We start from the raw sequence: 22470 nt of genomic DNA on the forward strand, positions 1-22470 counted from the left end.
CCCTCCACAAAAACCCATGTGGGAGCGCCGCACCGCCGCTCCCACAGTCATTTCACTTCCGGCGGCGTGGTGAAGGTGTGATACGGCGCCGGTGACGGAATACTCCATTCCAGGCCTTCGGCCCCATCCCACGGTTTGGCCGGTGCCGGCTCGCCGCCACGGATGGTCTTGATCACGATGAACAGGAAGAAGATCTGCGTGGCGCCGAACATGAACGCACCGATCGACGACACCATGTTGAAGTCGGCGAATTGCAGGTTGTAGTCGGGAATCCGCCGCGGCATGCCCGCCAGCCCCACGAAGTGCATCGGGAAGAACGCCATGTTCATGCCGATGAACGACAGCCAGAAGTGCAGCTTGCCGAGGGTTTCGTCGTACATGTGACCGGTCCATTTCGGCAGCCAGTAGTAGGCCGAGGCGAAGATCCCGAAGATCGCCCCCGGTACCAGTACATAGTGGAAGTGCGCGACCACGAAGTAGGTGTCCTGGTACTGGAAGTCCGCCGGTGCGATGGCCAGCATCAACCCGGAGAAACCTCCGATGGAAAACAGGATCACGAACGCCACCGCAAACAGCATCGGTGTCTCGAAGGTCAGCGAGCCTTGCCACATGGTGCTGGCCCAGTTGAACACCTTGACCCCGGTGGGTACGGCGATCAGCAACGTGGCGTACATGAAGAACAACTCGCCCACCAATGGAATGCCAACCACGAACATGTGGTGCGCCCAGACGATGAACGACAGGAACGCGATACTCGCCGTCGCATAGACCATCGAGGTGTAGCCAAACAGCGGTTTGCGTGAGAAGGCCGGAATGATCGAGCTGACGGCACCGAAGGCCGGCAGGATCATGATGTACACCTCGGGGTGACCGAAGAACCAGAACACGTGCTGGAACAACACCGGGTCACCGCCACCGGCGGCACTGAAGAAGCTGGTGCCGAAGTGGATGTCCATCAGCATCATCGTCACGCAGCCGGCCAGTACCGGCATCACCGCGATCAGCAGGAACGCGGTAATCAGCCAGGTCCAGACGAACAGCGGCATTTTCATCAACGTCATGCCGGGGGCGCGCAGGTTGAGGATGGTGGCGATCACGTTGATCGCGCCCATGATCGAACTGATCCCCATCAAGTGGATGGCGAAGATGAAGAAGGTCACGCTTTCCGGTGCGTAGGTCGTCGACAGCGGGGCGTAGAACGTCCAGCCGAAGTTCGGTCCACCGCCGGGGGTGAACAGGGTCGATACCAGCAGGATGAATGCTGCCGGCAACAGCCAGAAGCTGAAGTTGTTCATCCGTGGCAGGGCCATGTCCGGCGCGCCGATCATCAACGGAATCATCCAGTTGGCGAGGCCGACGAACGCTGGCATCACCGCACCGAAGACCATCACCAGACCGTGCATGGTGGTCATCTGGTTGAAGAACTCCGGCTGGACGATTTGCAGTCCCGGTTGGAACAACTCGGCACGAATCACCATCGCGAACGAGCCACCGAGCAAGAACATGGAGAACGCGAACCACAGGTATAGCGTGCCGATATCCTTGTGGTTGGTGGTCAGCACCCAGCGCATCAGGCCTTTGGCGGGGCCGTGGGCGTGGGCGGTGCCGGTATGAACATGGTCATCGACGACAGCAGTCATGTCCTGTCTCCTGCAAACAGATGGGCTGGGCAGGCCGGGACGCGATGCCCCGACTGGTTCCTTACGTGCGCAATAGACCGGGTCATTTGCTTTCCGCCTGTTTCAGCTCCAGCACTTCTTTAGGGGTGACCATGTCGCCCTTGTTGTTGCCCCAGGCGTTACGTTCGTAGGTCACGACCGCTGCGATATCGACTTCCGAGAGTTGCTTGCCGAACGCCGCCATGGAGGTGCCGGGCTTGCCGTGGAAGACAATGCCCAAGTGATCCTTGATCGGTCCGGTAGCGATTTTCGAGCCCTTGAGCGCCGGGAACATCGGCGGCAAGCCCTGACCTTCGGCCTGGTGACAGGCCACGCAGGTGGTGTGATAAACCTTGTCGCCGCGCTCCTTGAGTTCGTCGAGGGTCCATTCCTTGCTGGTCAGCTCTTTAAGCTGCAGGGCTTCAGCCTTGCGCTCGGCCAGCCATTTTTCGTAATCGGCCTTTTCCTTGACCTCGACCACGATCGGCATGAAGCCGTGGTCCTTGCCGCATAATTCGGCGCATTGACCGCGGTAGATGCCGGGCTTGTCAACGCGGGTCCAGGCTTCGTTGACGAACCCCGGGATCGCATCGCGCTTGACCGCAAAGGCCGGCACCCACCAGGAGTGGATGACGTCGGCGGAGGTCACCAGGAAGCGCACCTTGGCGCCGATCGGCAGCACCAATGGCTTGTCGACCTCAAGCAGGTAATGCTCGCCCTTGGTTTCCTTGTTGTTGATCTGATCGGCGGGCGTGTTCAGGTTGCTGAAGAAATCAACGTCCTGGCCCAGGTATTTGTAATGCCACTTCCATTGATAACCGGTGACCTGGATATCGATATCCGGCTCACTGGCGTCGTACATCTTGATCAGGGTTGCAGTCGCGGGAACCGCCATGGCCACCAGAATCAGGAAGGGCACGATGGTCCAGAGGATTTCAACGGTGGTGCTTTCATGAAATTTTGCAGCCACCTGCCCGGTCGAGCGGCGGTGGAGAATCATCGACCAGAACATGGCGCCGAAGACGATGATGCCGATCACTACACAGATCCAGAAAATGGTCATGTGCAGGTCAAATACTGCGTGACTGATTTCAGTCGCTCCCGGCGCCATATTCACAGCCCATTCGGCGTGTGCCGGACTGAAAATCGACCACAACAGGAGGCCCATCCAGACATGTGGATGTCGCATCATTGCGGGTTCCCCTTATCGTTCTTGTTATCCCGCCGGCTTTCACCTGCGGCAAGGGAGCGGCTTTTTCAGACTACGAACTTGAATCGCCGAGCCTTGCTGCGTGTGCAGTCGGGCGTCATCAGCTAACTCCATTCCCACCCGAGTATAGACAGCGACCGCCACCTCGCAACGTGATGGCGTAAATCATCTGAAACAGCTGGGACTTGCGTTCCAGGGCACGAATGGAGAAGGATGCAGACGAGTGGTGGCAAACCGATATAACTTTGATGTCTCAAGGATGAAATAATTATGACAAATGCGTCTTAGCATTTTTCGTATGCCAGCTAAGTTATGTCCTCCCTATTTCATTGCCTTTGTTTCCTGGAGTTTTCATGAACACCGCCGCATTGCGCGAGCAGATCCAAAAAGCCCAACAACACGAAGCCGAAACCGGCCTGCTGACTCGTCAGCTGGAAACCCAACTGCCACACCTTCACTCCGCCATCCAATTGCCGGATGTCGACGCCAACGGCGTGATGACGCGTTTTGTGGCCGCGTATATAGAGCAAGTGCCGGACCTGCTGGACGCAGCCAATGAAGTCGCCAGGGAAGCGGGTATCGAATCACAGATCAAACCGGTGCTGAAAATCGCCGAGCAGTTCTTCCTCCAGCCGCCGGCGATCATGGCCGGTCACGTCGGTCTGGACAGCCTGCTGGACGAAGCCTATCTGGCGCACCGCCTGGTCGAAGAGGTCAATGACCTGTACATCAAGCATTTTGGCCAGCCACTGATCCCCTTGGACATGACTGTTGCCAACCTGATTGCCCACCAACTGATCGGCGAGGAGTTCGCCAATCAACTGGATGAGGCGGTGCATCACGCCGTGGACGAGATGCTCAATGAAGACAGTTTCGCGCTGGACTCCGTCGAGGCCTACCGCGAGAAACTCAACAGCCCGGACACCGGCGCTGCATGGAAGCGCTGGCCGTGCCTGTCGCGCCAATTGGGCGTAGGCCTTGAGCTGGATCAGCCAGCGGCTTGATACGTTGCCCCTAAAGAAATCGCAGCCTATTGGCTGCGATTTTTTTAAGCGGCTGCGGAGCCGACGCCCGTCGTGGTCCGCAATCGCCCTTCCAACCTGCGCTTCAACCCCCGCGCTTCAATCAACAGTTTTGATCCCTTGGCCGCATTGGCCCGCCCCCATTCCTCCAGCAATTCCAGACACGAGTGATCGATGTAGCTCAGGTTATTGAGCGGCACATGGACCGTCGCGCCTGCCGGAATGGTCCCCAGCACCTGGGTCAGCGCCGGCACTTTGAGAAAGGTCGCTGCACCTATCAATCGCAGTTCCATTTCGCCGTCCTTGGGCAGATCGATCAGGCTGATTTTCAGACGCGAAGCCTTCCAGGCCAGTTTGGCCAAGGTCAGGCCGAAGCCGATCAGCACGCCGGTCAGCAGGTCGGTGAAGATGATTGCCAGGGCGGTCGCCGCGTAGGTGAACATCGGCATCCGGCCATATCGGCCCAGACCGCGGAAGGCCTTGAGGTCGACCAGTTTGAAACCGGTATAAACCAGAACGCCCGCCAGGCTCGCTACCGGAATGCTTTGCAGCACGCTGGACAGCAGCAACACGAAAGCCAGCAGCCACAGGCCATGGAAGATCGCCGACAGTCGCGTGGTGGCGCCCGCCTGGACGTTGGCCGAACTGCGCACGATCACGCCGGTCATTGGTAGCGCGCCAAGCAGACCACAGAGCATGTTGCCGACGCCTTGAGCCGACAATTCCCGGTCGAAGTCGGAACGCTGGCCGCTGTGCATGCGGTCGACCGCGGCGGCCGAGAGCAGGGTTTCGGCGCTGGCGATAAACGCCACGGCAAATGCGGCAATGAGCAGCGTCGGGTCAGCCAGATTGAGCAGATCCGCAGGTTTCAACCAGTCGATGGCTTCTGCCAGGTTGGCTGGGACTTCCACTCGTTTGACCTGCAAGGCGAGCACCAGGCTGGCGACAGTCGCCAGGCCTACGCCAAGCAGTGCGCCGGGAATGAAGCGCAGGGAATGGGGGCGGAATTTCTCCCACAACCACATCACCGCAATCGTCGACAGTCCGAGCAAACCGGCTTGCCAACCCAAGGAGGGCAAGGCCTGCACGACGGCAGCCGGGAAGGCTGCCAGGTTATCCAGCCCGGAAGGCTTGGGCACGGCGTCGAGCATCACATGCACCTGTGACAACACGATCAGCACGCCAATTCCGGCGAGCATGCCGTACACCACCGCAGGCGCCGTGACCCGAAACCAGCAGCCCAGCTTTAAACGCCCAGCCACCAGTTGCAGAAAACCGGCCAGCAGCAGGATTGGCCCGAGCATGGCGATACCGTGCTGGCGCACCAGTTCGAACACCAGAACCGCCAAACCGGCCGCCGGGCCGCTGACTTGCAGTGGCGAACCGGCAATCCAGCCCACCACCAAGCCACCGATGATCCCGGTGATCAAACCCTTGGACGGCGGCAGCCCCGAGGCGATAGCGATGCCCATGCACAAGGGCAGGGCGACGAGAAACACAACCACGGACGCCAGCAGCTCCCGTGGCAGAACAGCTTTAAGTTGAGCAGCACGCATGGTGACTCTCCCGAAGTTTTCTTCAGGCGTGGCGAAGCCAGGCTGCCTGATCGGCAGCCTTGGCTAAACCACACAGGGATTTAGGAGGATTTAGAAGCGCGCTTTGGGCGTCGCCACCGGAATCGGATGGCTGCCGTCGAGCGGTAGGAAACAACCCTTGTCCGCGTCGTAAGCTCTGATTTCGCTGGTTTCGATGTTGTAGATCCAGCCATGGATAAACAGCTGACCATTGGCCATGCGCGAGGCTACCGACGGGTGCGTGCGCAAATGTTGCAGCTGAGCGATCACATTCTCCTCGGTGAGGACGTGCATGCTTTCGTTTTCGTCAGCGCAATGGCAGTTTTCCTGGACCATGGTTTTTGCCACTTCGGCATGACGCAACCAGGCTTTGACCGTCGGCATTTTTTCCAGGCTTTGCGGGTTGAGCACTGCGCGCATCGCGCCACAGTCAGAGTGCCCGCAGATGATGATGTGTTGCACGCCGAGGGCCAGAACGGCGTATTCGATTGCCGTGGAAACACCGCCGTTCATTTGCCCATATGGCGGCACAACGTTGCCGACGTTACGGGTCACGAACAGGTCGCCAGGGGAGCTTTGGGTGATCAGCTCAGGAACGATGCGCGAATCGGCGCAGGCGATGAACATCGCTCTGGGGCTCTGGGCCGTGGCGAGTTTTTTGAAGAGTTCTTCCTGCTGTGGAAAAACCTCGTGATGAAAATGCAAAAAGCCGTCAACGATATGCTGCAGCGCTGCATCGGCGGTTTCCGCCTCCGGTTGGGCTGAAGCCGACGCAGCCAACGGCTGTTTATCCTTGTCACTCATGATTCATCCTCTTTGGCGGAGTCAGGGAATTTTCCCGTTTTGTCCGGTGTAAAGCCAGTGGCTGTTTAAAAAACATCCAGGCCGAGAATATCGACCCGTCAGTCACTCGATGAACAAGGTAGCGGTCGAAACTTAACTCAAACTGAATAAAACGCTCTAGAACGTGTGTTCCAGGTCACAAAAAACGTGACCGGTGCAGTGGCAAGGTGCATTTCACACTACTCAATCATAGGCCAAATGTCCTCAAATCAACGACATCTGGCGACCCGGCGGACAGAAGGCTTCGCAGTCCAGATTGAAACCTTCCCGACGATTGAGCCCCAGACGTTTGATGGTTTTGGCAAAGCGTTGCGCCAGCAGATCGGCAAACGGCCCTTCGCCACGCATCCTGGCACCGAAGCGACTGTCGTAGAGCTCGCCACCACGGCTCTGACGAATCAGGCTCAACACATGAGCGGCACGCTGAGGATAGTGGGCTGCCAGCCATTCTTCGAACAGCGGCGCAACTTCCAGCGGCAGGCGCAGCATCATATAGGCCGCACTTTGCGCCCCTGCGGCATGAGCCTCGGTGAGCAGGCTTTCGAGTTCGCTGTCGTTGATCATCGGAATCATCGGCGAGCACAGAACACCCACCGGAATTCCCGCTTCACGCATCACGCGGATCGCCCGCAACCGAGCCTTGGGTGCAGCGGCGCGCGGTTCGAGGATGCGTTTGAGCTCATCGTCCAGGGTGGTGAGGCTGATCATCACCGCCACCAGCCTTTGCTCGGCGAGTTCGACCAGCAGGTCCAGATCCCGAAGAATCAGCGAGCCCTTGGTTATGATGGTCACGGGATGGCGATAGCGAAGCAGCACTTCGAGGGTTTTGCGGGTAATTTTGTGTTCGCGTTCGATCGGTTGATAAGGGTCCGTATTGGAACCCAGATTGATCGGCGCACATTGATAGCCGCGCTTGGACAGTTGTTCTTCCAGCACATCGGCGGCGTTAGTCTTGGCGATCAGTTTGGTTTCGAAGTCCAGCCCAGGCGACATGTCCCAATAAGCGTGGCTGGGACGCGCGTAGCAATAGATGCAGCCGTGCTCGCAGCCGCGATAGGGATTGATCGAACGATCAAAGGGCAAGTCCGGCGAGTTGTTGCGAGTGATGATGGTTTTCGCCGTTTCGATGCGCACCTCGGTGCCTTGGGTGATCGGCGCTTCCTGATACCAGCCGTCATCCTCGGCCACCGAGCGATTCGGCGCGAAGCGGTTGTGCGGGTTGGTGGCGGTGCCGCGGCCGCGAGGTGGCAGGGAAGTAGGCATCGACAAGGTCCTTTGGCTGTATGTTCATACAGTACAGAGGCTCGGCGGAATCGGCCAGTGCCGTTCGGCGCTCGATCATTCGAAAAACAACTTCGCTCTTTGTGTTTTACGGTCAGGTTAAATATTCGTCATTATGAGATACATATAACGAGTAGCGTGTTTGTGAGGGATATTAGTAATATCCGTCTCACACGAAGCTGTCGTGTTTAACTATTAAATGGAATTAATTAATGTCGAATTACAATCGTCGTGGTATTTTTCTGCAACTGATGCGGGCGTCTGTTGTTAGTCCAAAAGAAGTCCGGGTTTCCATGCAGTTTGCACTAAAGGAAGAGGGTTACGATCCGGAAAACCGTGCGGTCACTTACGCTCTGCTGGATACGAGCACCCGCGAGGCCGTATCGAACGATGGCGGCATGACGTTCACCATGGGGGCCGCCCGTGCTGATGTGGACGGTGATGGTGACATCGACGCACAAGACAAGGCCGTTCTGCTGGCCTTGGCGAGTGCCTATTCGAAGATCGTCAATCCGTAATCGCGATTGAGCGCAGCCAGTAGGTAAGTATTGAGTGCGCGGTAGGTTGTAACTGACACTTAAAAAGCGGTACGGAGTTTCCGTACCGCTTTTTCATGTTGCTTTAATGAGTCGTCGCTTGGCCAATGTCATCATTAGAAGTCGTTTTCATATCGTCTTCCCTTAACGCCATTACATCACTGGCTTTAACAGTGGCACCTTTATTTCCCCAACTAGTGGCAATGAAACTCACCACATCCGCCACTTTCTGATCCGACAAGCGCCAGGCGAATCCCGGCATGGTAAAGGTCGAAGGCGCCGTGTGAGTCGCTGGCAGCGTACCGCCCTTGAGCACGATGTGAATCAGCGATGTCGGATCCTCCGACTGCAACACCGGGTTGCCCGCCAGCGCCGGGAACACTTTGGTGTAGCCATGGCCATCGGTACGGTGACAGGCCGCGCAGTTGTCGATGTACACCGACGCGCCGGGCTTGCTGTCGTCCCCGTTCCACAGCGCCTGTGCGACCTGTTTGTCGTACTGGTGCGGCTGATCGTCGGGATCATTCGCCGGCAAGGACTTGAGGTAACGGGCAATCGCGGTCAGATCGTTGTCGGTCATGTACTGCATGCTGTGCGTCACCACATCACTCATGCCTCCAAACACCGCGCTACGATCGCTGCGACCGGTCTTGAGGAACTGCACCAGTTGTTCTTCGCTCCAGCTACCGAGGCCGTCCTTGTGATCGCCCCGCAGACTTTTCGCGATCCAGCCTTCAAGCGGCGCACTGCCTGACAGAAACGCGCTGCCTTCGCCTGCATTCAGGGCTTTTTCCTGCATGGTCAGGGCACGCGGCGTATGGCACGCGCCGCAATGTCCGAGTCCTTCCACCAGATAAGCCCCACGACTGACCACCGCATCTTCGCCGGGTGCTGCTTTGTAGTCCGCCACAGCCGGGGCAAACATCCAGCGCCAGCCCGCAAGCGGCCAGCGCATGCTCAAAGGCCAGGGAATATCGCTGGCCTTGTTCTCCTGAGCGACAGGCGCCACGCCGTGCATGAAGTAGGCGTACAAGGCTTTCATGTCGGTTTCGTTGACGCTGGCGTAGGACGGATAGGGCATCGCCGGGTACAAGGTACTACCGTTTTTGGCGACACCATGGCGCACGGCTTTGTCAAAGTCCTCAAAGCTGTAGTCGCCCAAACCGGCTTTATCCGGCGTGATATTGGTGGAGTAGATCGTCCCGATCGGCGTTTCCATCGGCAGACCACCGGCGAACGGCTTGCCATCCTTGGCGGTGTGGCAGGCCACGCAGTCACCCGCTCGGGCGAGGTACTCGCCTTGTTTGATCAGGTTTTGATCGATTTCAGCGGCGTTGATCGAGCCACAACCGAGCAGCGCCAGGGTCGCGATAACAAGTGCTTTCATGGTCATCGCTCCTTAATCCTGAACCAGCGGGCCGGGGTTTTTCAGGTACTGCTCGCGGATAGCCCGGGCCGACCAGTAGGTCAAAGCTGCCACCAGGCCGGTAGGGTTGTAGCCCAGACCTTGTGGGAAAGCTGACGCTCCGGGGACGAAAACGTTGTGTACGTCCCAGCTCTGCAAGTAACGGTTCAGGGCGCTGGTTTTCGGATGGGTGCCCATGATCGCGCCACCGTTGAGGTGGGTGGTCTGGTAAGACGCGGTGTTGAAGTGATCGCCAACCTTCTTGCCCAGTACGGCGATGGCCTTGGGGCTCATCGCTTCGGCGATCTTGCCCATTTTCTCGACCATGAAGCGGTTCATCTTGATGTCGTTTTCCTGCCAGTCGAAGGTCATCCGCAACAGCGGCAAGCCGTAGGCATCGCGGTACACCGGGTCCAGATCGAGGTAGTTGCCACGGTAGGATTGATGCGCGCCGTGGGCATCCATCGACACTTGATGGGTGTAGTAATCGGCGGTGGCACGTTTCCAGGCACTGCCCCAGGCCGGGGTGCCCGGCGGGTTGGATGTGCCTGCGATCGGTCGGCTGCCTGCCTGGTTGACCCACATCGGCGAACCACCGACGAAGCCATGGGGTCCGTGATCGAAGTTGTCGGCGTTGAAGTCGTCCACCGCCACGCCGTTACCGCCGGCACCAATAAAGTTATTGGTGTGGGTGTCTTTATCGAAGTAGGCCTTGATAGTGGCCATGTTCTGGTAGGCGAAGTTTTTGCCGACCACGCCTTCGCCGCTGATCGGGTCGTACGGTTTGCCGATACCCGAAAGCAACATCAGCCGCACATTGTGGAACTGGAAGGCACCGAGGATCACCAGGTCTGCGGGCTGCTCGATCTCCCGGCCCTGGCCGTCGATGTAGGTCACGCCTGTCGCCTTGCTCTTGGTGCTGTCGAGATTGACCCGCAGTACGTGGGAGTTGGGCCGCAGCTCGAAATTGGGCAGCGGTTTGAGCGCCGGCAGAATGTTTACGTTCGGCGATGCCTTGGAATACATGTAGCAGACGTAACCACTGCAAAAACCGCAGAAGTTGCACGGGCCCATCTGTGCGCCGTAGGGGTTGGTGTAGGGGCCTGACGTATTGGCCGAGGGCAGGTTGTAGGGTTTGTAACCCACTGCGGTGGCCGCTTTCTGAAACAGCTGTGCGGAAACAGTGTTCTTCTGCGATTCCAGCGGGAAATGATTCGAACGATCCGGCGCGTACGGGTTGCCGCCCTTGCCTTCGCCGACCAACTGACCCTTCACCGTCCAGGCTTGACCCGACGTACCGAAGACCTTCTCGGCGTAATCGAAAAACGGTTCCAGCTCTTCATAGCTGACGCCGAAGTCCTGGATGGTCATGTCCTTGGGGATGAAGCTTTTGCCGTAGCGTTCTTCGTAGTGGCTGCGCATGCGCAACTCGATCGGGTCGACCCGAAAGTGCACGCCGGACCAGTGCAAACCGGCGCCGCCGACACCATTGCCGGGCAGGAAGGCGCCCAATTGGCGATTCGGCAGCGCGATGTCATTCACGCTATGGCGAATGGTCACGGTCTCCTTGGAAATGTCCTGGAAGAGTTTTTTACGCACGCTGTAGGTGAGTTCGTCGATCACCTGTGGGTAGTTGCCATCGGGGTAAGTGTCCTGCATCGGCCCGCGCTCCAGCGCCAGCACATTCAGGCCGGCTTCTGTCAGCTCCTTGGCCATTATCGCGCCCGTCCAGCCAAAACCGACGATCACTGCGTCGACCTTCTTCATTACCGTTGCCATGCTTACGCCCTCTCGCCGCGAATCGAAACTGCCGGGAAGGGGTATTGCTCGTTGCGTTCCACCCAATCCATGAAATCGGCGCGGGCGCCGGGGAAGCCGATCATGGTCCAGCCGACCATGCCTTTATTGCCGCCATGAATCGGGTCGCAGAAGAACCCTTCTTTGGTGTTTTGCAGCAACAAATTGAAGAAAATCTTCGCTGGAACACTGTCGAACTGAGGTGTTCCGGTCTCGAGTTGCTTGAGCAAATCGTCTCGGGTAGCGCTGTCTTGATCAGCAAATAATTTACCGTTGAACGTTTTCGACCAAGCATCCGTGGCGGCGATGCCCAGGCGATAAATCTCTTTGGGCACCAGTTTGCTCTGCCAGCCCATTTCCGGAGCGGCGTCTGCGTTGAACGGTCCCTGCATGAACCACAGCGCGCCGGCCGCGTAAGGCGTATTCATCTGGCGGTCGATGTATTCGGGCACACCGGCTTCCAGAGCGCCTGGCCCTTGGGCATCGCTCGGAATCAGCTGGGCGACAGCGGCCTGGATGAACGTCCATTCTTCTGCGGTGAAGTAGCTTGGTTCATAGGTGCTGGTGCTGACCGGCGCTTTGCCGGAACTGGCCGGGGGGGCTTCGGGCGCGGCCATCAGGACCGTGCTGCCCAGACCGGTGCTGGCAACGGTGACCACCGGGATCAAGGTCAGGGATTTGCGCAAAAACTCACGCCGCGGGTTGTCTCGATCTTGATCAGACATAGGGTGGCACCTCATCAGGCATAGCGGTTTTTCAGCCGTCTCGAAGGACGACTTTTCGTTTTGGCACCGATGCAGATCGCCAGCAAGCGGGGAGTAATAGGGCGCATCGGTAATATGGAGAAACAAATGGTAGCAGGCTAAGCATAAAGATGAACCGATTCAGCTAAAAAACCTCGGTTTTGCGACGAAAGCGATCGGCTGATTCACGATTCTTTGACAGAGGGGTCACAGGCCTTTGACCGCTCGGGGTTGAAGCTCGGCGTCATCTTCCCGACTCTTCCTGAACGGTCACCTCGAGCATGTCTCTACCGCGTTGTATCCCAGCGATTTGCCTGTCGCTGGCCGCACTTTTAAACCTGACGCTGGCCCTTGCCGACGACAGTGCGTTGCCCCGACCTGCGGAGTGGGCTCAATCGGTCGAGGTGCAATACAACCTTTTCAAAATGTCCCCGACGCTCTATCGCAGTGCATTGCCCGACAGAGGCGCTGTGCCGTTACTGGAAAAACTCAAGGTCGGGACGGTTATCACGTTCCTGCCCGAGTCGGATTCAAGCTGGTTATCGACGCCAGAAATTGCGCAAATACAGCTGCCCTACCGCACCAACCATGTGGATGACGCGGATGTACTCAACGCCCTTCGTACGATCCAGACTGCCGAAGCCATGGGACCGGTGCTGATGCACTGCAAACATGGTTCGGACCGCACGGGCCTGATGGCGGCCATGTACCGGGTCGTGTTGCAAGGCTGGAGCAAGGAAGACGCCCTGAACGAAATGACCCAGGGCGGCTTTGGTGACAGCACTCATTTCAAGGACGGCATCCGTTACATGATGCAGGCCGATGTCGACAAGCTCCGCAGCGCGTTGGCTATTGGCGACTGCAGTACGAGCCCGTTCGCCAGTTGTTCGATGAAGAGCTGGTTCAAATCGGCCCATGTCGAGTAAACCGTTACGTCAGCCGGCAACGGCCTCTGACGAAAGCGCGAGCAGATCTTCGGCGATCGGCCGTTCAAGAAACGCTTCCAGGGCGGTCAGCAAGGAGCGCGAATCGCCCGGAGAAAAAAACGCCTCGCGAAAGGCTCGCCCTGTTTGCGCATTGAAGACCCAATCCTGACGGAATCGCTTGAAGGCTTCGATGGCCAGTACGCCTGACCACGTGTAGGCGTAAACGGAGGCTGCGTAACCGGTCACCATGTAGTCAAAGCTGTTTGCGAACCGACAATAAGACGGCAGTTGCACGTGGGGAACCTCCCGCTGAACGTCTTCGAATACTTGCTGGGTGCTACGACCATCGCCTTGGCTGTGGTGCACGTCGAAATCGAACATTGCACCCGTCAGCAAGAGTGCGGCTTGTCGGCTGGTCTGGGTTTCGAGGGCTGCCAGTGCCGCATCTACCCGCGCCTCGGTCAAGCGTTCACCGCTTTGGTGGTGGGCACCCAGCCATAATAGAAACTCCCGTGACAGGCACCACTGCTCGAATACTTGCCCTGCGAACTCCACCGTATCGCGCCCCAGTTGGGAAATGCCGGAAAGGTTGTGATGCGGCGAACTCGTCAGCACGTGTTGCAGACAATGACCGAATTCATGAAAAAGCACCCGCAGGTCCTTGTGCTCAAGCAGGCACGGATGGCCGTCGACCCCAGGCGTGAAGTTGCAGTGAAGATCGGCAATCGGTAGCGCTATCCGGCCTTCGGCGTTTCTTCGTCGGTTTCGCAGCGTGCCGGTCCAGGCGTAATCCGGAGCTTCTTTGCGGCGGAACGGATCAAGATAAATATGCCCGATGGTCTGACCATGCTCGCTGATCTCAAACAGGCGCACGTCGTTATGCCAGCGACTGAATTCAGCCTGCTCGAGGATCCGGATCCCGAACAGCCGTTCGCAGAACAGGCAGAGTCGTCGCAAGGTGCCGTCCAGGGGAAAATAGTCGCGCAGATTCTTCAGGGCTTCAGGGAAACGATGGTGGCGCAGTTGTTCCGCGAGAAATTCGTGGTCCCAGGCGTGTACTTCCGAGATGCCCCGTTCGAGCGCAAACTCTTGTAGCTCCTTTGAATCCCGTGCAAGGGGCGGTGTGTTCAATGTCACTTGCCGACGCAGGAAACTACGAACTTGATCGGTGGACTCGGCCGCTGCGGTGGCCAGACGCAGTTGCGCGAAATTATCGAAACCTAGCAGTTCGGCTTTCTGGTGGCGCAGCGAAAGCAGCAACGTCAGTACAGGATCATTATCGAACTCGTCGGCATGCGGGCCTTGATCGGACGCGCGCGTGGAGTACGCCACGAAATACTCCTCTCGCAATGCCCGATTTTCGGCATACCTCATGATTTGCTGGTAGGTGTTGTGGTCCAGGGGAATCAGCCAGCCGTCATGTCCTGCCTCTTTGGCCAGGCGCATCAGACGATCTTTTACGGTGGGGTATAAACCTTCCAGTACCGCAACGTCATCGACGTGCTTGGTCCATGCAGCGTTGGCGCTTTTCAGATGGATGAGAAACAGCTCTTCGAGCTGATCGATGTCGAGGTTCAACCGGGCCAGCTCTTCCCGTTGCGCCAGTGGCAAGTCAATTCCCGACAATTGAAATTTGCGCAGAATCTTGGCCAGTGCGGCCTTGCGCGGTACATCGAAGTTGAGGGCGATCGAACTGTTCGCCAACCGCTGGTATGCATTAAACAACGGACGATTGCGCATTCTTTCGGATCGGTACTGCGCCCCAGCGTCGTTGCATGCGGCAGTTGCCGTGTTCCAGGCGGTATCGTTGTGCTTCGCCATCGACAGGATCTGGATGATGCCCAAAGCCTCGTCCAGGCGCGCATCGATTTCATCGATGGCCAGAACCAGGTCATCCCAATTGGGAAATACGGATTGGCTGATGATGGTTTCGGCAATGATCTGCCGGTTGTCGGTAATGATGGCTGTGATTGCCGGCACGAGGTGTTCGGTGCGGACCTCCGACCAGGGCGGCAGATCCCAGGCCTGCAAAAGCGGATTGGTATCGGGCATGGCGTCTTCCTTGAGTAGAGGCTGAATGTGGTCAGCCTATAAAGGAAGCGCAGGGGAAAGGTGGTAGATAGATACCACCTTCCAATCCGTTCAAGAGTGGAAGGTGGTGTTGACTCAGTGTTGCTCGTCAGGCTTTTTCTTCAGCTTAGGGTTCGGGAAAAACTGCACGGCCTGAACCTTGGCGTCCGGCACCTTCAGCGCCGAAGTGTTGACCCGCGTGCCCAATTCCTTGGGTACCGACAGGCCTTGTTCATTCAACGTGTCGGAATAACCGCAGGCCACGCACTCGCGGTGCGGGACTTCGTCTTCGTTCCACATCATCAACTTGTCCGGCTCGCTGCACGCCGGGCAAACCGCCCCGGCGATAAAGCGTTTTTTCGTCTTCACAGGCCCCTCGCTCATGCTGCCGCGACCTCACTCAGGCCGCTGTGGCGCAAGAGTGCGTCAATCGACGGCGGGCGTCCGCGGAAGTCGACGAACAGCACCATCGGTTCCTGGGAGCCACCGCGCGCCAGGATCGCTTCGCGGAAGGCGCGGCCGGTCTCGGCGTTGAGTACGCCTTCTTCTTCGAATTTCGAGAAGGCATCCGCCGACAGCACTTCGGCCCATTTGTAGCTGTAGTAGCCCGCCGCATAACCGCCGGCGAAGATGTGCGCAAAGCTGTTCGGGAAACGGTTGTAGGCGGGTGGACGCATGACCGACACCTCGGCGCGCACACCTTCAAGTACCTGCGCCACGCTACGGCCATCACCGTGGGTGGCGTGCAGGTCGAAGTCGAACAGCGAGAACTCCAACTGACGGACCATCATCAGACCGGACTGGAAGTTCTTCGCGGCGAGCATTTTCTCCAGCAGGTCCTGAGGCAGCGGTTCGCCGGTTTCGTAGTGACCGGAGATCAGCGCCAGACCTTCCGGCTCCCAGCACCAGTTCTCCATGAACTGGCTTGGCAGCTCGACCGCATCCCAGGCCACGCCGTTGATGCCGGATACGCCGGCGTGTTCAACGCGGGTCAACAGGTGATGCAGGCCGTGACCGAATTCGTGGAACAGGGTGGTCACTTCATCGTGGGTCAGCAGGGCTGGCTTGCCGCTGTCGGCCGGGGTGAAGTTGCACACCAGGTTCGCCACTGGACTTTGCAATACGCCGCTGATCGTGCGGCGACGGTCGCGGGCGCCGTCCATCCAGGCACCGCCACGCTTGTTGACGCGGGCGTAGAGGTCGAAGAAGAAACGGCCGACGTGCTGGCCGTTTTCCTTGATTTCGAACAGGCGAACATCCGGGTGCCAGGTGTCGAAACCTTTCAGTTCGGCGATTTCGATGCCGTACAGACGCTGGACGATAGCGAACAGACCGCCCAGCACTTTGTCGATCGGGAAGTAAGCGCGAAGGGTTTCCTGGGCGACGCTGTAGCGCTGCTCGCGAAGCTTTTCACCGTAGAAACCGCTGTCCCAGCTTTGCAGGTCCGGGCAGCCTTGTTCGGCGGCGTACGCCTTGAGCTGTTCCAGATCCAGGGCGGCGAACGGCTTGCTGCGCTTGGCCAGATCGCGCAGGAAACTCAGTACCTGATCGCTGGATTCGGCCATTTTGGTGGCCAGGCTCAGCTCCGAGAAGCTGGCGAAACCCAGCAGCCTGGCCAGTTCCTGACGCAGGTCGAGGATTTCTTCCATGACCGGGCCGTTATCGTTCTGACCGGCATTCGGTCCTTGGTCCGACGCACGGGTGCAGTAGGCGGCGTAGACTTCTTCACGCAGGGCGCGGTCCTGGGCGTAGGTCATCACCGCGTAGTAGCTCGGGAATTCCAGGGTGATCAGGAAGCCTTCCAGACCTTTGGCCTGTGCAGCCGCGGCCATTTGCGCCTTGGCTGATTCGGTCAGGCCGGCGAGGGTAGCTTCGTCAGTGACGTGTTTGGTCCAGGCCTGAGTGGCATCGAGCAGTTGGTTGGAGAAGCGGCTGCCCAGCTCCGAGAGTTTGCTCTGCACTTCGGCGTAACGCTTTTGTTCGGCTTCCGGCAGGTCGATACCCGACAGACGGAAGTCACGCAGGGAATGTTCCAGGATAGTTTTCTGCGCCACCTCGAAACCGGCAGCTTCGGGACTGTTAGCCAGCGCTTCGAACGCCTCGAACAACTCGCGATTTTGGCCCAATTCGGTGGAGTAGGCGCTCAAGGCCGGCAGGCAGGACTCGTAGGCTTCGCGCAGTTCGGCGCTGTTGCATACGGCATTCAGGTGGCTGACCGGGCTCCAGGCGGCGCCCAGTCGATCATTCAGCTCGTCCATCGCCAGCACCAGGCCAGCCCAGGTCGGTTGTTTGCCCTGGGTTTTGAGGATCTCGATAATGGCGGCGCGGTTGTCAGCCAGGATCTGTTCGATGGCCGGTTGTACGTGTTCGGCACGGATCGCCGAGAACGGCGGCAGGTCGTAGGACTGCAAAAGAGGGTTGTTCACGCTCACGGTTGGCACCTTGGCTGGAAGAAACATTGCGCCATCTTAATTACAATCGACGCTCACCGCAGCTATCAGCAAAAGAGAGAGAGCCTATCGTGACCCTTCGCAAGTATCAGAACCACACGCCGCTACTGGGCAAAGGCGCCTTTGTCGACGGTTCGGCGGTGGTGATCGGCGACGTTGAAATCGGCGAAGACAGCTCGGTCTGGCCGCTGACGGTGATTCGTGGCGACATGCACCGCATCCGTGTTGGCGCGCGCACCAGCGTGCAGGACGGCTGTGTGCTGCACATCACCCACGCCGGGCCGTTCAATCCCGATGGCTTTCCGTTGTTGATTGGCGACGATGTGACCATCGCGCATAAGGTCATGCTCCACGGCTGCACCGTGGGCAATCGGATTCTGATCGGCATGGGCAGCATCGTCATGGACGGTGCGGTGGTCGACGACGATGTGATCATTGGCGCTGGCAGTCTGGTGCCGCCGGGCAAACGCCTTGAAAGCGGCTTCCTTTATGTGGGCAGCCCGGTGAAGCAGATTCGGCCGCTGACTGACAAGGAAAAAGCCTTTTTCACCTACAGCGCGGCGAACTACGTGAAGCTCAAGAATTTGCATCTGGCCGAAGGCTACGACCAGCTCTGACCCTGCGCCCTTATTCAGGATTCAACATGCATTACCAAACCGTATTGTTCGACCTCGATGGCACCCTGACCGACCCGCGCGAGGGCATCACCCGTTCGATCCAGTTCGCCTTGAGCAAACTGGGCATCGATGAACCTGACCTGACCAAACTTGAACACTTCATCGGCCCGCCGTTGTTGCAGGCGTTCATGCAGTTCTACGACTTCAACGAACCCAAGGCCTGGGAGGCGGTGAACTTCTATCGCGAACGCTTCAAAGTCACCGGCCTGTACGAGAATCGTGTATTTGATGGCGTCACGCCGCTGCTGGAAACACTCAGCGGGCAAGGGCGACAGCTGTATATCGCGACCTCAAAACCGTGGATCTTCGCTCGGGAAATCGCTCGGCACTTCGACTTCGCCAAACACTTCAAAGTGATCTATGGCAGCGAACTGGATGGAACCCGGACCAACAAAGTCGAGCTGATCGCCCACTTGATGGCCGAAGAAGGCCTGGACCCGGCCAGCACCCTGATGATCGGTGACCGTAAACACGACCTGATCGGTGCGCGCAGTAACGGGCTGGATGCAGCGGCTGTTGGTTATGGTTTTGGCAGCCGGGAAGAGTTGAGCGCTGAAGCACCGACCTGGCACTTCGAGACGCTGGAAGAGATGCATCAGGCGTTTTTGCAGCGTTAATTAAACCGCCATCGCGAGCAAGTCGGATCGCCGCATCGCTCGCTCCTACGGAATTTACGCGGCTCCCCGTAGGAGCGAGGCTTGCCCGCGAAGGCGTCCGCCCGGACACATCCTGCGCAAAAGTCATCACCCCAATTCCTTCTAATCGTCCTAGCCTCAAAGGCTGAGGCCACGATCAAGGAAGATCATCAATGTCGGAGTTAAAACATGCTCATCGATTACGTACCGGGCGATATTCGGAGGCCGGACAGGTTTATCTATTAACGGCCGTGGTTTTGAATCGAGAGCCGTTGTTTCGCGACTTCAAGAATGGTCGATTGGTGGTAGATGCCTTTATAACGGCAGAGCGAGAAGGGTTTGCGACGTCTCTAGCCTGGGTCGTCATGCCCGATCATTTCCATTGGCTGATCGAGTTACAGAATACTCAGTTACCCAAGTTGATGGCGCGAACCAAATCACGCATCGCAGTAACGCTAAATCGCTCTGTAGGACGCCAAGGTTCGGTTTGGCAACATGCCTATCACGATCGCGCCATTCGTAAGGAAGAAGATCTACAGGCGCAGGCGGTTGCGCGATACATCGTCGCCAATCCATTACGCGCGGGGTTGGTGGAGAAAGTAGGCGATTATCCGTTGTGGGATGCTATTTGGTTTTGAGCAGTTCAAGAATGCCTTCGCGGGCAAGCCTCGCTCCTACAGGGGGCGCGTAAATTTCTGTAGGAGCGAGCAATGTGTCGATCCGACTTGTCCGCGAAGAGGCCCGCTCAGCCAAGAAGTTTTATGGTCCAGCCAAGTCCTTCAACGCCGCCTTGCGCTCCACAACCGACAACGCACCAAGCTGCTCGACTGCCGCATAAAACTTCACCCAATCCCCAGCCACCTGTCTGAACAACGCCGCAAACGCCGGCACCCATTGGTCGTACAGCCCAAATGGCAACAGCCGGGCATTGTTCATCGGCGCATTGATCCACGCGTCATAGCGTTTGTCCCCAGCCCATTGGCTGTCGCGCAGCTGCCGGTATTCACTCCGCAATCGCTCGAACTCGTCGGCTTTGCGCTGGCGCATCTGGTCGGCGGGCAGTGGCAGGGTGTACAGCCGTTCGAGTCGCGTGCGGGTATCCAGAACCAATTGAATGAACTGGTCCCGTTGCTGCACCTGCGCGCCGCTGTCTGGCGCCAAGCCGCGGAATGCACGCCATTGGCGGGTGCCTTCCTGTTCGACGAAGGTGGCGAAAGACTCATTGAACTCGGTGTCGTCCTTCACATAAAAACGTTGATGCGCCAGCTCATGGAAGATCAGCGTGGCCAATCGTTCGTCACCCCAGGCCATCATTGAACTGATAATCGGATCGTTGAACCAGCCGAGCGTCGAATAAGCCTCGACGCCACCGATCGACACGTCCATACCTTGCAATCGTTGCAACGCAGCCTCACCGCGGGCCGCGCTCTGACTGTAATAACCGCGGTAGGCGACGCATCCGGCGATCGGGAAGCAATGGTTCTGTGGTGTCAGGGAAAATTCCGGCGTGGCAAACACGTTCCAGACTACGAACGGCCGGCCAATGTCGGCGTACAAACGGTAACTCTGGTTATGCGGTAGCCGCAGCTGTTGGCTGGCGAACGTGCGGGCCTTTTGCGATTGAGTCAGGTGCGCACGCAATAGTTGATCGCGACCGGGATCGGCAATCACTCTGGAAACCGGCTCGCGTGCCCGCAGCAATTGCAGCTGACCACTGGCCAATTGGCCGTAATAGCTGACGCCGGCGCAACCGTTGAGAAACAAAAGCAACACACCCGGAAACAAAATGCGTAAAACGCGATCAAGTAACCCAAGGCTTGGAAGCGGCCTGATCAAAATGAATCATCCTTGGAGAGTCTGCCCGCAAGACTATCCCGCCTGACTGGAGCTCCGCTATGCGCACGTTGATGCTGACAGGAATCCTGCTGATGCTGGCAGGTTGTGCTGGATTCGGATTACCCCCCCATGATCCGGCTCAAGCGTGGATCGACCTGGATTCGAAGCAGGAAGACACCGCGCTGCAAGCGGTGGAAGTCGATGACAAGGCCGCCACCGACAAGCGCTATTTCGAGGTTCAGCCGGGTAGCCATGAGTTGACGGTTCGTTACCAATTCCCGGTCGCACCCACCAACATCGGACCAGACGCCGAGCCGCTATGGCGTGACTGCCGGCTAAACGTGAAATTCAACGACTTCAATGCCGGCGAGCGGTATCAGCTGAAAGCGGGGAATATCGGTTTTCGGCCGTGGGCAAAGCTCTATGATCAGCAGCGAAAAGTGATTGGCCAGGGTGTACCGGCAGGCTGCCAACGCACCTGATCGGCGTTATTCTAAAGGACTAGTCCTTGAGAAAATCATCATGCGCAGGTTAACGCTGTTACTTGCTGCAAGCATCGTTGCTGGCTGTCAGAGCCCGTTGCCAGCGGTTAATCCGCAGATGGCCTGGGTCGAGTTTTCTACGCCATTCCCCAACGATAAATTGCTGATGGCCGAACGACTGGACAATCAGCGATTGCGTGACGGGCGTTTTTTTCAGGTCACCCCCGGTAGCCATGAGCTGATCGTTCGATTCGACTTTGAAGTGCCCGGTGGTGGGGGCCTGGGCATGATGAACGGCCCCTCGGAACGTTTATGCTACCTGACCATCAACTACGATCATTTCGAAGCCGGCCAGCGTTATGTGCTCGAAGGCCGTTCTATAGCGTTCACCCCCGGCGCCCGGTTGTACAACGCCAAGCGCGAAATCGTCGCGGAGGATCGAGAGTCCTATTGCCTCATGTGAGGTGAATCAGCGGTCGTTCTTCTGGTAGATGATTTTCTTCGTGCCCCCTTCGCACGAGCCAACGACCATATTCTGATCGTGTACTTCGTCGTTGGTGACGATTTCCAGCGTGTAGGACGAGACGTTATTGGCCTGGATCTTGGCTTCAATCTCGGCCTTGAGTTCTTCACAGGATTTTGTTGCCGCCAGGGCCGATGTGGCCAGCGCGCAACAGATAATCGCCAAGGCAAAACGTTTCATGGTTGAAGCTCCTTTGAGGCAGCGCGCAAGGTAATGCGCTTTAGCTGCTGTCATTTATTCGACCACAATCTCGCCAGCCAGGTTTTGTTTCAGCGCAAAAAAGATCGCAGCCGCCGAGGCAGCGATCTTTTATAGGGGAACGCGACAACCCACTATCAGCTGACCAACGTTGCATCCAGACTGATTTTCGCATTCAGCACTTTGGAAACCGGGCAGCCTTCTTTGGCTTTATTGCTCAGTTCTTCGAACTGCGCTTGAGTCGCCCCGGGGATTTTCGCCTTGAGGATCAGTTTCACCGCCGTGATCGCAAAACCACCGTCCACCTGGTCCAAGGTGACTTCGGCATTGGTATCGATGCTGTCAGCCTTGAGACCGGCATCGCCGAGAATCATCGAAAACGCCATGGAGAAGCAGCCCGCGTGCGCCGCGCCGATCAGCTCTTCCGGATTGGTGCCCTTGCCGCCTTCGAAACGTGCCTTGAAGCCGTAAGGTGCTTCTCTGAGGACACCGGTTTCCGTGGAAATCGAGCCGATGCCGGTTTTCAGGTCACCTTCCCAATGAGCCGATGCTTTCTTTGTGATAGCCATGAATGCCTCCTCAAGATCCGGCGCGAAGCGTCGCG

Annotated in this window: 22 protein-coding genes; 8 read left to right on the forward strand and 14 right to left on the reverse strand. The window is 58.0% G+C overall.

The genetic code is table 11. From position 1 onward, the window contains the following. Positions 1 to 47: 47 nt before the first annotated feature. Together ctaD and coxB are read right to left on the reverse strand one after the other, a co-directional pair. Positions 48 to 1640 carry a cytochrome c oxidase subunit I gene (gene ctaD, locus QFW87_RS00400; RefSeq protein WP_283182390.1) on the reverse strand — a complete coding sequence of 531 codons (1593 nt, stop codon included), beginning with the start codon at positions 1638 to 1640 and terminating at the stop codon, positions 48 to 50. Between the two features lie 82 nt (positions 1641 to 1722). After that, a complete protein-coding gene (coxB, locus tag QFW87_RS00405) occupies positions 1723 to 2850 on the reverse strand; it encodes a cytochrome c oxidase subunit II (RefSeq protein ID WP_283182391.1) in 1128 nt (375 codons plus the stop codon). A gap of 371 nt (positions 2851 to 3221) precedes the next feature. On the opposite strand from coxB, the gene QFW87_RS00410 reads away from it, so the two are divergent. Further along, positions 3222 to 3872, forward strand: coding sequence for a hypothetical protein (locus tag QFW87_RS00410; RefSeq protein ID WP_283189549.1), 651 nt, complete (start codon positions 3222 to 3224; stop codon positions 3870 to 3872). A 44-nt stretch (positions 3873 to 3916) separates the two neighbouring features. Here the strand turns inward: QFW87_RS00410 and QFW87_RS00415 are convergent, their stop codons facing one another. From QFW87_RS00415 to QFW87_RS00425, 3 genes are all read right to left on the reverse strand, one after another. Continuing rightward, the gene (locus QFW87_RS00415) at positions 3917 to 5446 is read right to left on the reverse strand and encodes a SulP family inorganic anion transporter (RefSeq protein WP_283182393.1); all 1530 of its coding nucleotides are present in this window, start codon (positions 5444 to 5446) and stop codon (positions 3917 to 3919) included. 90 nt (positions 5447 to 5536) lie between these two features. Then, the gene (locus QFW87_RS00420; RefSeq protein WP_056738405.1) at positions 5537 to 6268 is read right to left on the reverse strand and encodes a carbonic anhydrase; all 732 of its coding nucleotides are present in this window, start codon (positions 6266 to 6268) and stop codon (positions 5537 to 5539) included. Positions 6269 to 6511: 243 nt separating this feature from the next. After that, positions 6512 to 7570, reverse strand: coding sequence for a PA0069 family radical SAM protein (locus QFW87_RS00425; RefSeq protein ID WP_283189550.1), 1059 nt, complete (start codon positions 7568 to 7570; stop codon positions 6512 to 6514). A gap of 230 nt (positions 7571 to 7800) precedes the next feature. Here QFW87_RS00425 and QFW87_RS00430 point away from each other — a divergent pair, with 230 nt between their 5' ends. Beyond that, positions 7801 to 8106: a hypothetical protein gene (locus tag QFW87_RS00430; RefSeq protein ID WP_283189551.1), complete on the forward strand. Its 306-nt coding sequence runs from the start codon at positions 7801 to 7803 to the stop codon at positions 8104 to 8106. A gap of 103 nt (positions 8107 to 8209) precedes the next feature. On the opposite strand, the gene QFW87_RS00435 is transcribed toward QFW87_RS00430, so the two are convergent. The 3 genes from QFW87_RS00435 to QFW87_RS00445 are packed head-to-tail and all read right to left on the reverse strand — an operon-like array spanning position 8210 to position 12051. Next, the gene (locus QFW87_RS00435; RefSeq protein ID WP_283189552.1) at positions 8210 to 9511 is read right to left on the reverse strand and encodes a cytochrome c; all 1302 of its coding nucleotides are present in this window, start codon (positions 9509 to 9511) and stop codon (positions 8210 to 8212) included. A gap of 12 nt (positions 9512 to 9523) precedes the next feature. Continuing rightward, the gene (locus QFW87_RS00440; protein WP_283182396.1) at positions 9524 to 11308 is read right to left on the reverse strand and encodes a GMC family oxidoreductase; all 1785 of its coding nucleotides are present in this window, start codon (positions 11306 to 11308) and stop codon (positions 9524 to 9526) included. A gap of 2 nt (positions 11309 to 11310) precedes the next feature. Further along, positions 11311 to 12051, reverse strand: coding sequence for a gluconate 2-dehydrogenase subunit 3 family protein (locus QFW87_RS00445; protein WP_283182397.1), 741 nt, complete (start codon positions 12049 to 12051; stop codon positions 11311 to 11313). 299 nt (positions 12052 to 12350) lie between these two features. Between QFW87_RS00445 and QFW87_RS00450 the strand changes: the two genes are divergently transcribed. Then, complete coding sequence (locus tag QFW87_RS00450; RefSeq protein ID WP_283189553.1) at positions 12351 to 12995, forward strand: tyrosine-protein phosphatase; 645 nt, start codon at positions 12351 to 12353, stop codon at positions 12993 to 12995. A gap of 9 nt (positions 12996 to 13004) precedes the next feature. Here QFW87_RS00450 and QFW87_RS00455 read toward each other — a convergent pair whose 3' ends face one another. The 3 genes from QFW87_RS00455 to prlC form a co-directional block, all read right to left on the reverse strand. Next, the gene (locus QFW87_RS00455; protein WP_283189554.1) at positions 13005 to 15047 is read right to left on the reverse strand and encodes a M3 family metallopeptidase; all 2043 of its coding nucleotides are present in this window, start codon (positions 15045 to 15047) and stop codon (positions 13005 to 13007) included. Positions 15048 to 15161: 114 nt separating this feature from the next. Continuing rightward, a complete protein-coding gene (locus QFW87_RS00460) occupies positions 15162 to 15449 on the reverse strand; it encodes a YheV family putative zinc ribbon protein (protein ID WP_129439613.1) in 288 nt (95 codons plus the stop codon). After that, positions 15446 to 17497, reverse strand: a complete 2052-nt coding sequence (gene prlC / locus QFW87_RS00465) for an oligopeptidase A (protein WP_283189555.1) — start codon at positions 17495 to 17497, stop codon at positions 15446 to 15448. The genes QFW87_RS00460 and prlC overlap by 4 nt, the downstream gene beginning before the upstream one ends. An 89-nt stretch (positions 17498 to 17586) precedes the next feature. On the opposite strand from prlC, the gene QFW87_RS00470 reads away from it, so the two are divergent. From QFW87_RS00470 to QFW87_RS00480, 3 genes are all read left to right on the forward strand, one after another. Further along, positions 17587 to 18132 carry a gamma carbonic anhydrase family protein gene (locus tag QFW87_RS00470; RefSeq protein WP_283189556.1) on the forward strand — a complete coding sequence of 182 codons (546 nt, stop codon included), beginning with the start codon at positions 17587 to 17589 and terminating at the stop codon, positions 18130 to 18132. Between the two features lie 26 nt (positions 18133 to 18158). Further along, positions 18159 to 18809 (forward strand): HAD family hydrolase, encoded by a 651-nt coding sequence (locus QFW87_RS00475; protein WP_283182402.1) that lies wholly within the window; start codon positions 18159 to 18161, stop codon positions 18807 to 18809. 191 nt (positions 18810 to 19000) lie between these two features. Next, positions 19001 to 19465: a transposase gene (locus QFW87_RS00480; RefSeq protein WP_283189557.1), complete on the forward strand. Its 465-nt coding sequence runs from the start codon at positions 19001 to 19003 to the stop codon at positions 19463 to 19465. Between the two features lie 121 nt (positions 19466 to 19586). Here the strand turns inward: QFW87_RS00480 and QFW87_RS00485 are convergent, their stop codons facing one another. Next, a complete protein-coding gene (locus QFW87_RS00485) occupies positions 19587 to 20663 on the reverse strand; it encodes an aminopeptidase (protein ID WP_283189558.1) in 1077 nt (358 codons plus the stop codon). 59 nt (positions 20664 to 20722) lie between these two features. On the opposite strand from QFW87_RS00485, the gene QFW87_RS00490 reads away from it, so the two are divergent. Then, on the forward strand, positions 20723 to 21145 hold the full coding sequence (locus QFW87_RS00490) for a hypothetical protein (RefSeq protein WP_283182405.1): 423 nt from the start codon (positions 20723 to 20725) through the stop codon (positions 21143 to 21145). Between the two features lie 40 nt (positions 21146 to 21185). Then, on the forward strand, positions 21186 to 21608 hold the full coding sequence (locus QFW87_RS00495; RefSeq protein WP_283182406.1) for a hypothetical protein: 423 nt from the start codon (positions 21186 to 21188) through the stop codon (positions 21606 to 21608). 6 nt (positions 21609 to 21614) lie between these two features. Here QFW87_RS00495 and QFW87_RS00500 read toward each other — a convergent pair whose 3' ends face one another. Both QFW87_RS00500 and QFW87_RS00505 read right to left on the reverse strand, forming a co-directional pair. Continuing rightward, positions 21615 to 21848: a DUF1161 domain-containing protein gene (locus QFW87_RS00500; RefSeq protein ID WP_074872359.1), complete on the reverse strand. Its 234-nt coding sequence runs from the start codon at positions 21846 to 21848 to the stop codon at positions 21615 to 21617. Positions 21849 to 22003: 155 nt separating this feature from the next. Then, on the reverse strand, positions 22004 to 22435 hold the full coding sequence (locus tag QFW87_RS00505; RefSeq protein WP_008152515.1) for an OsmC family protein: 432 nt from the start codon (positions 22433 to 22435) through the stop codon (positions 22004 to 22006). Positions 22436 to 22470 lie beyond the last annotated feature (35 nt).

This window comes from Pseudomonas sp. PMCC200344 (assembly GCF_030053095.1).
GTDB classification, from domain to species: Bacteria; Pseudomonadota; Gammaproteobacteria; order Pseudomonadales; family Pseudomonadaceae; genus Aquipseudomonas; species Aquipseudomonas svalbardensis.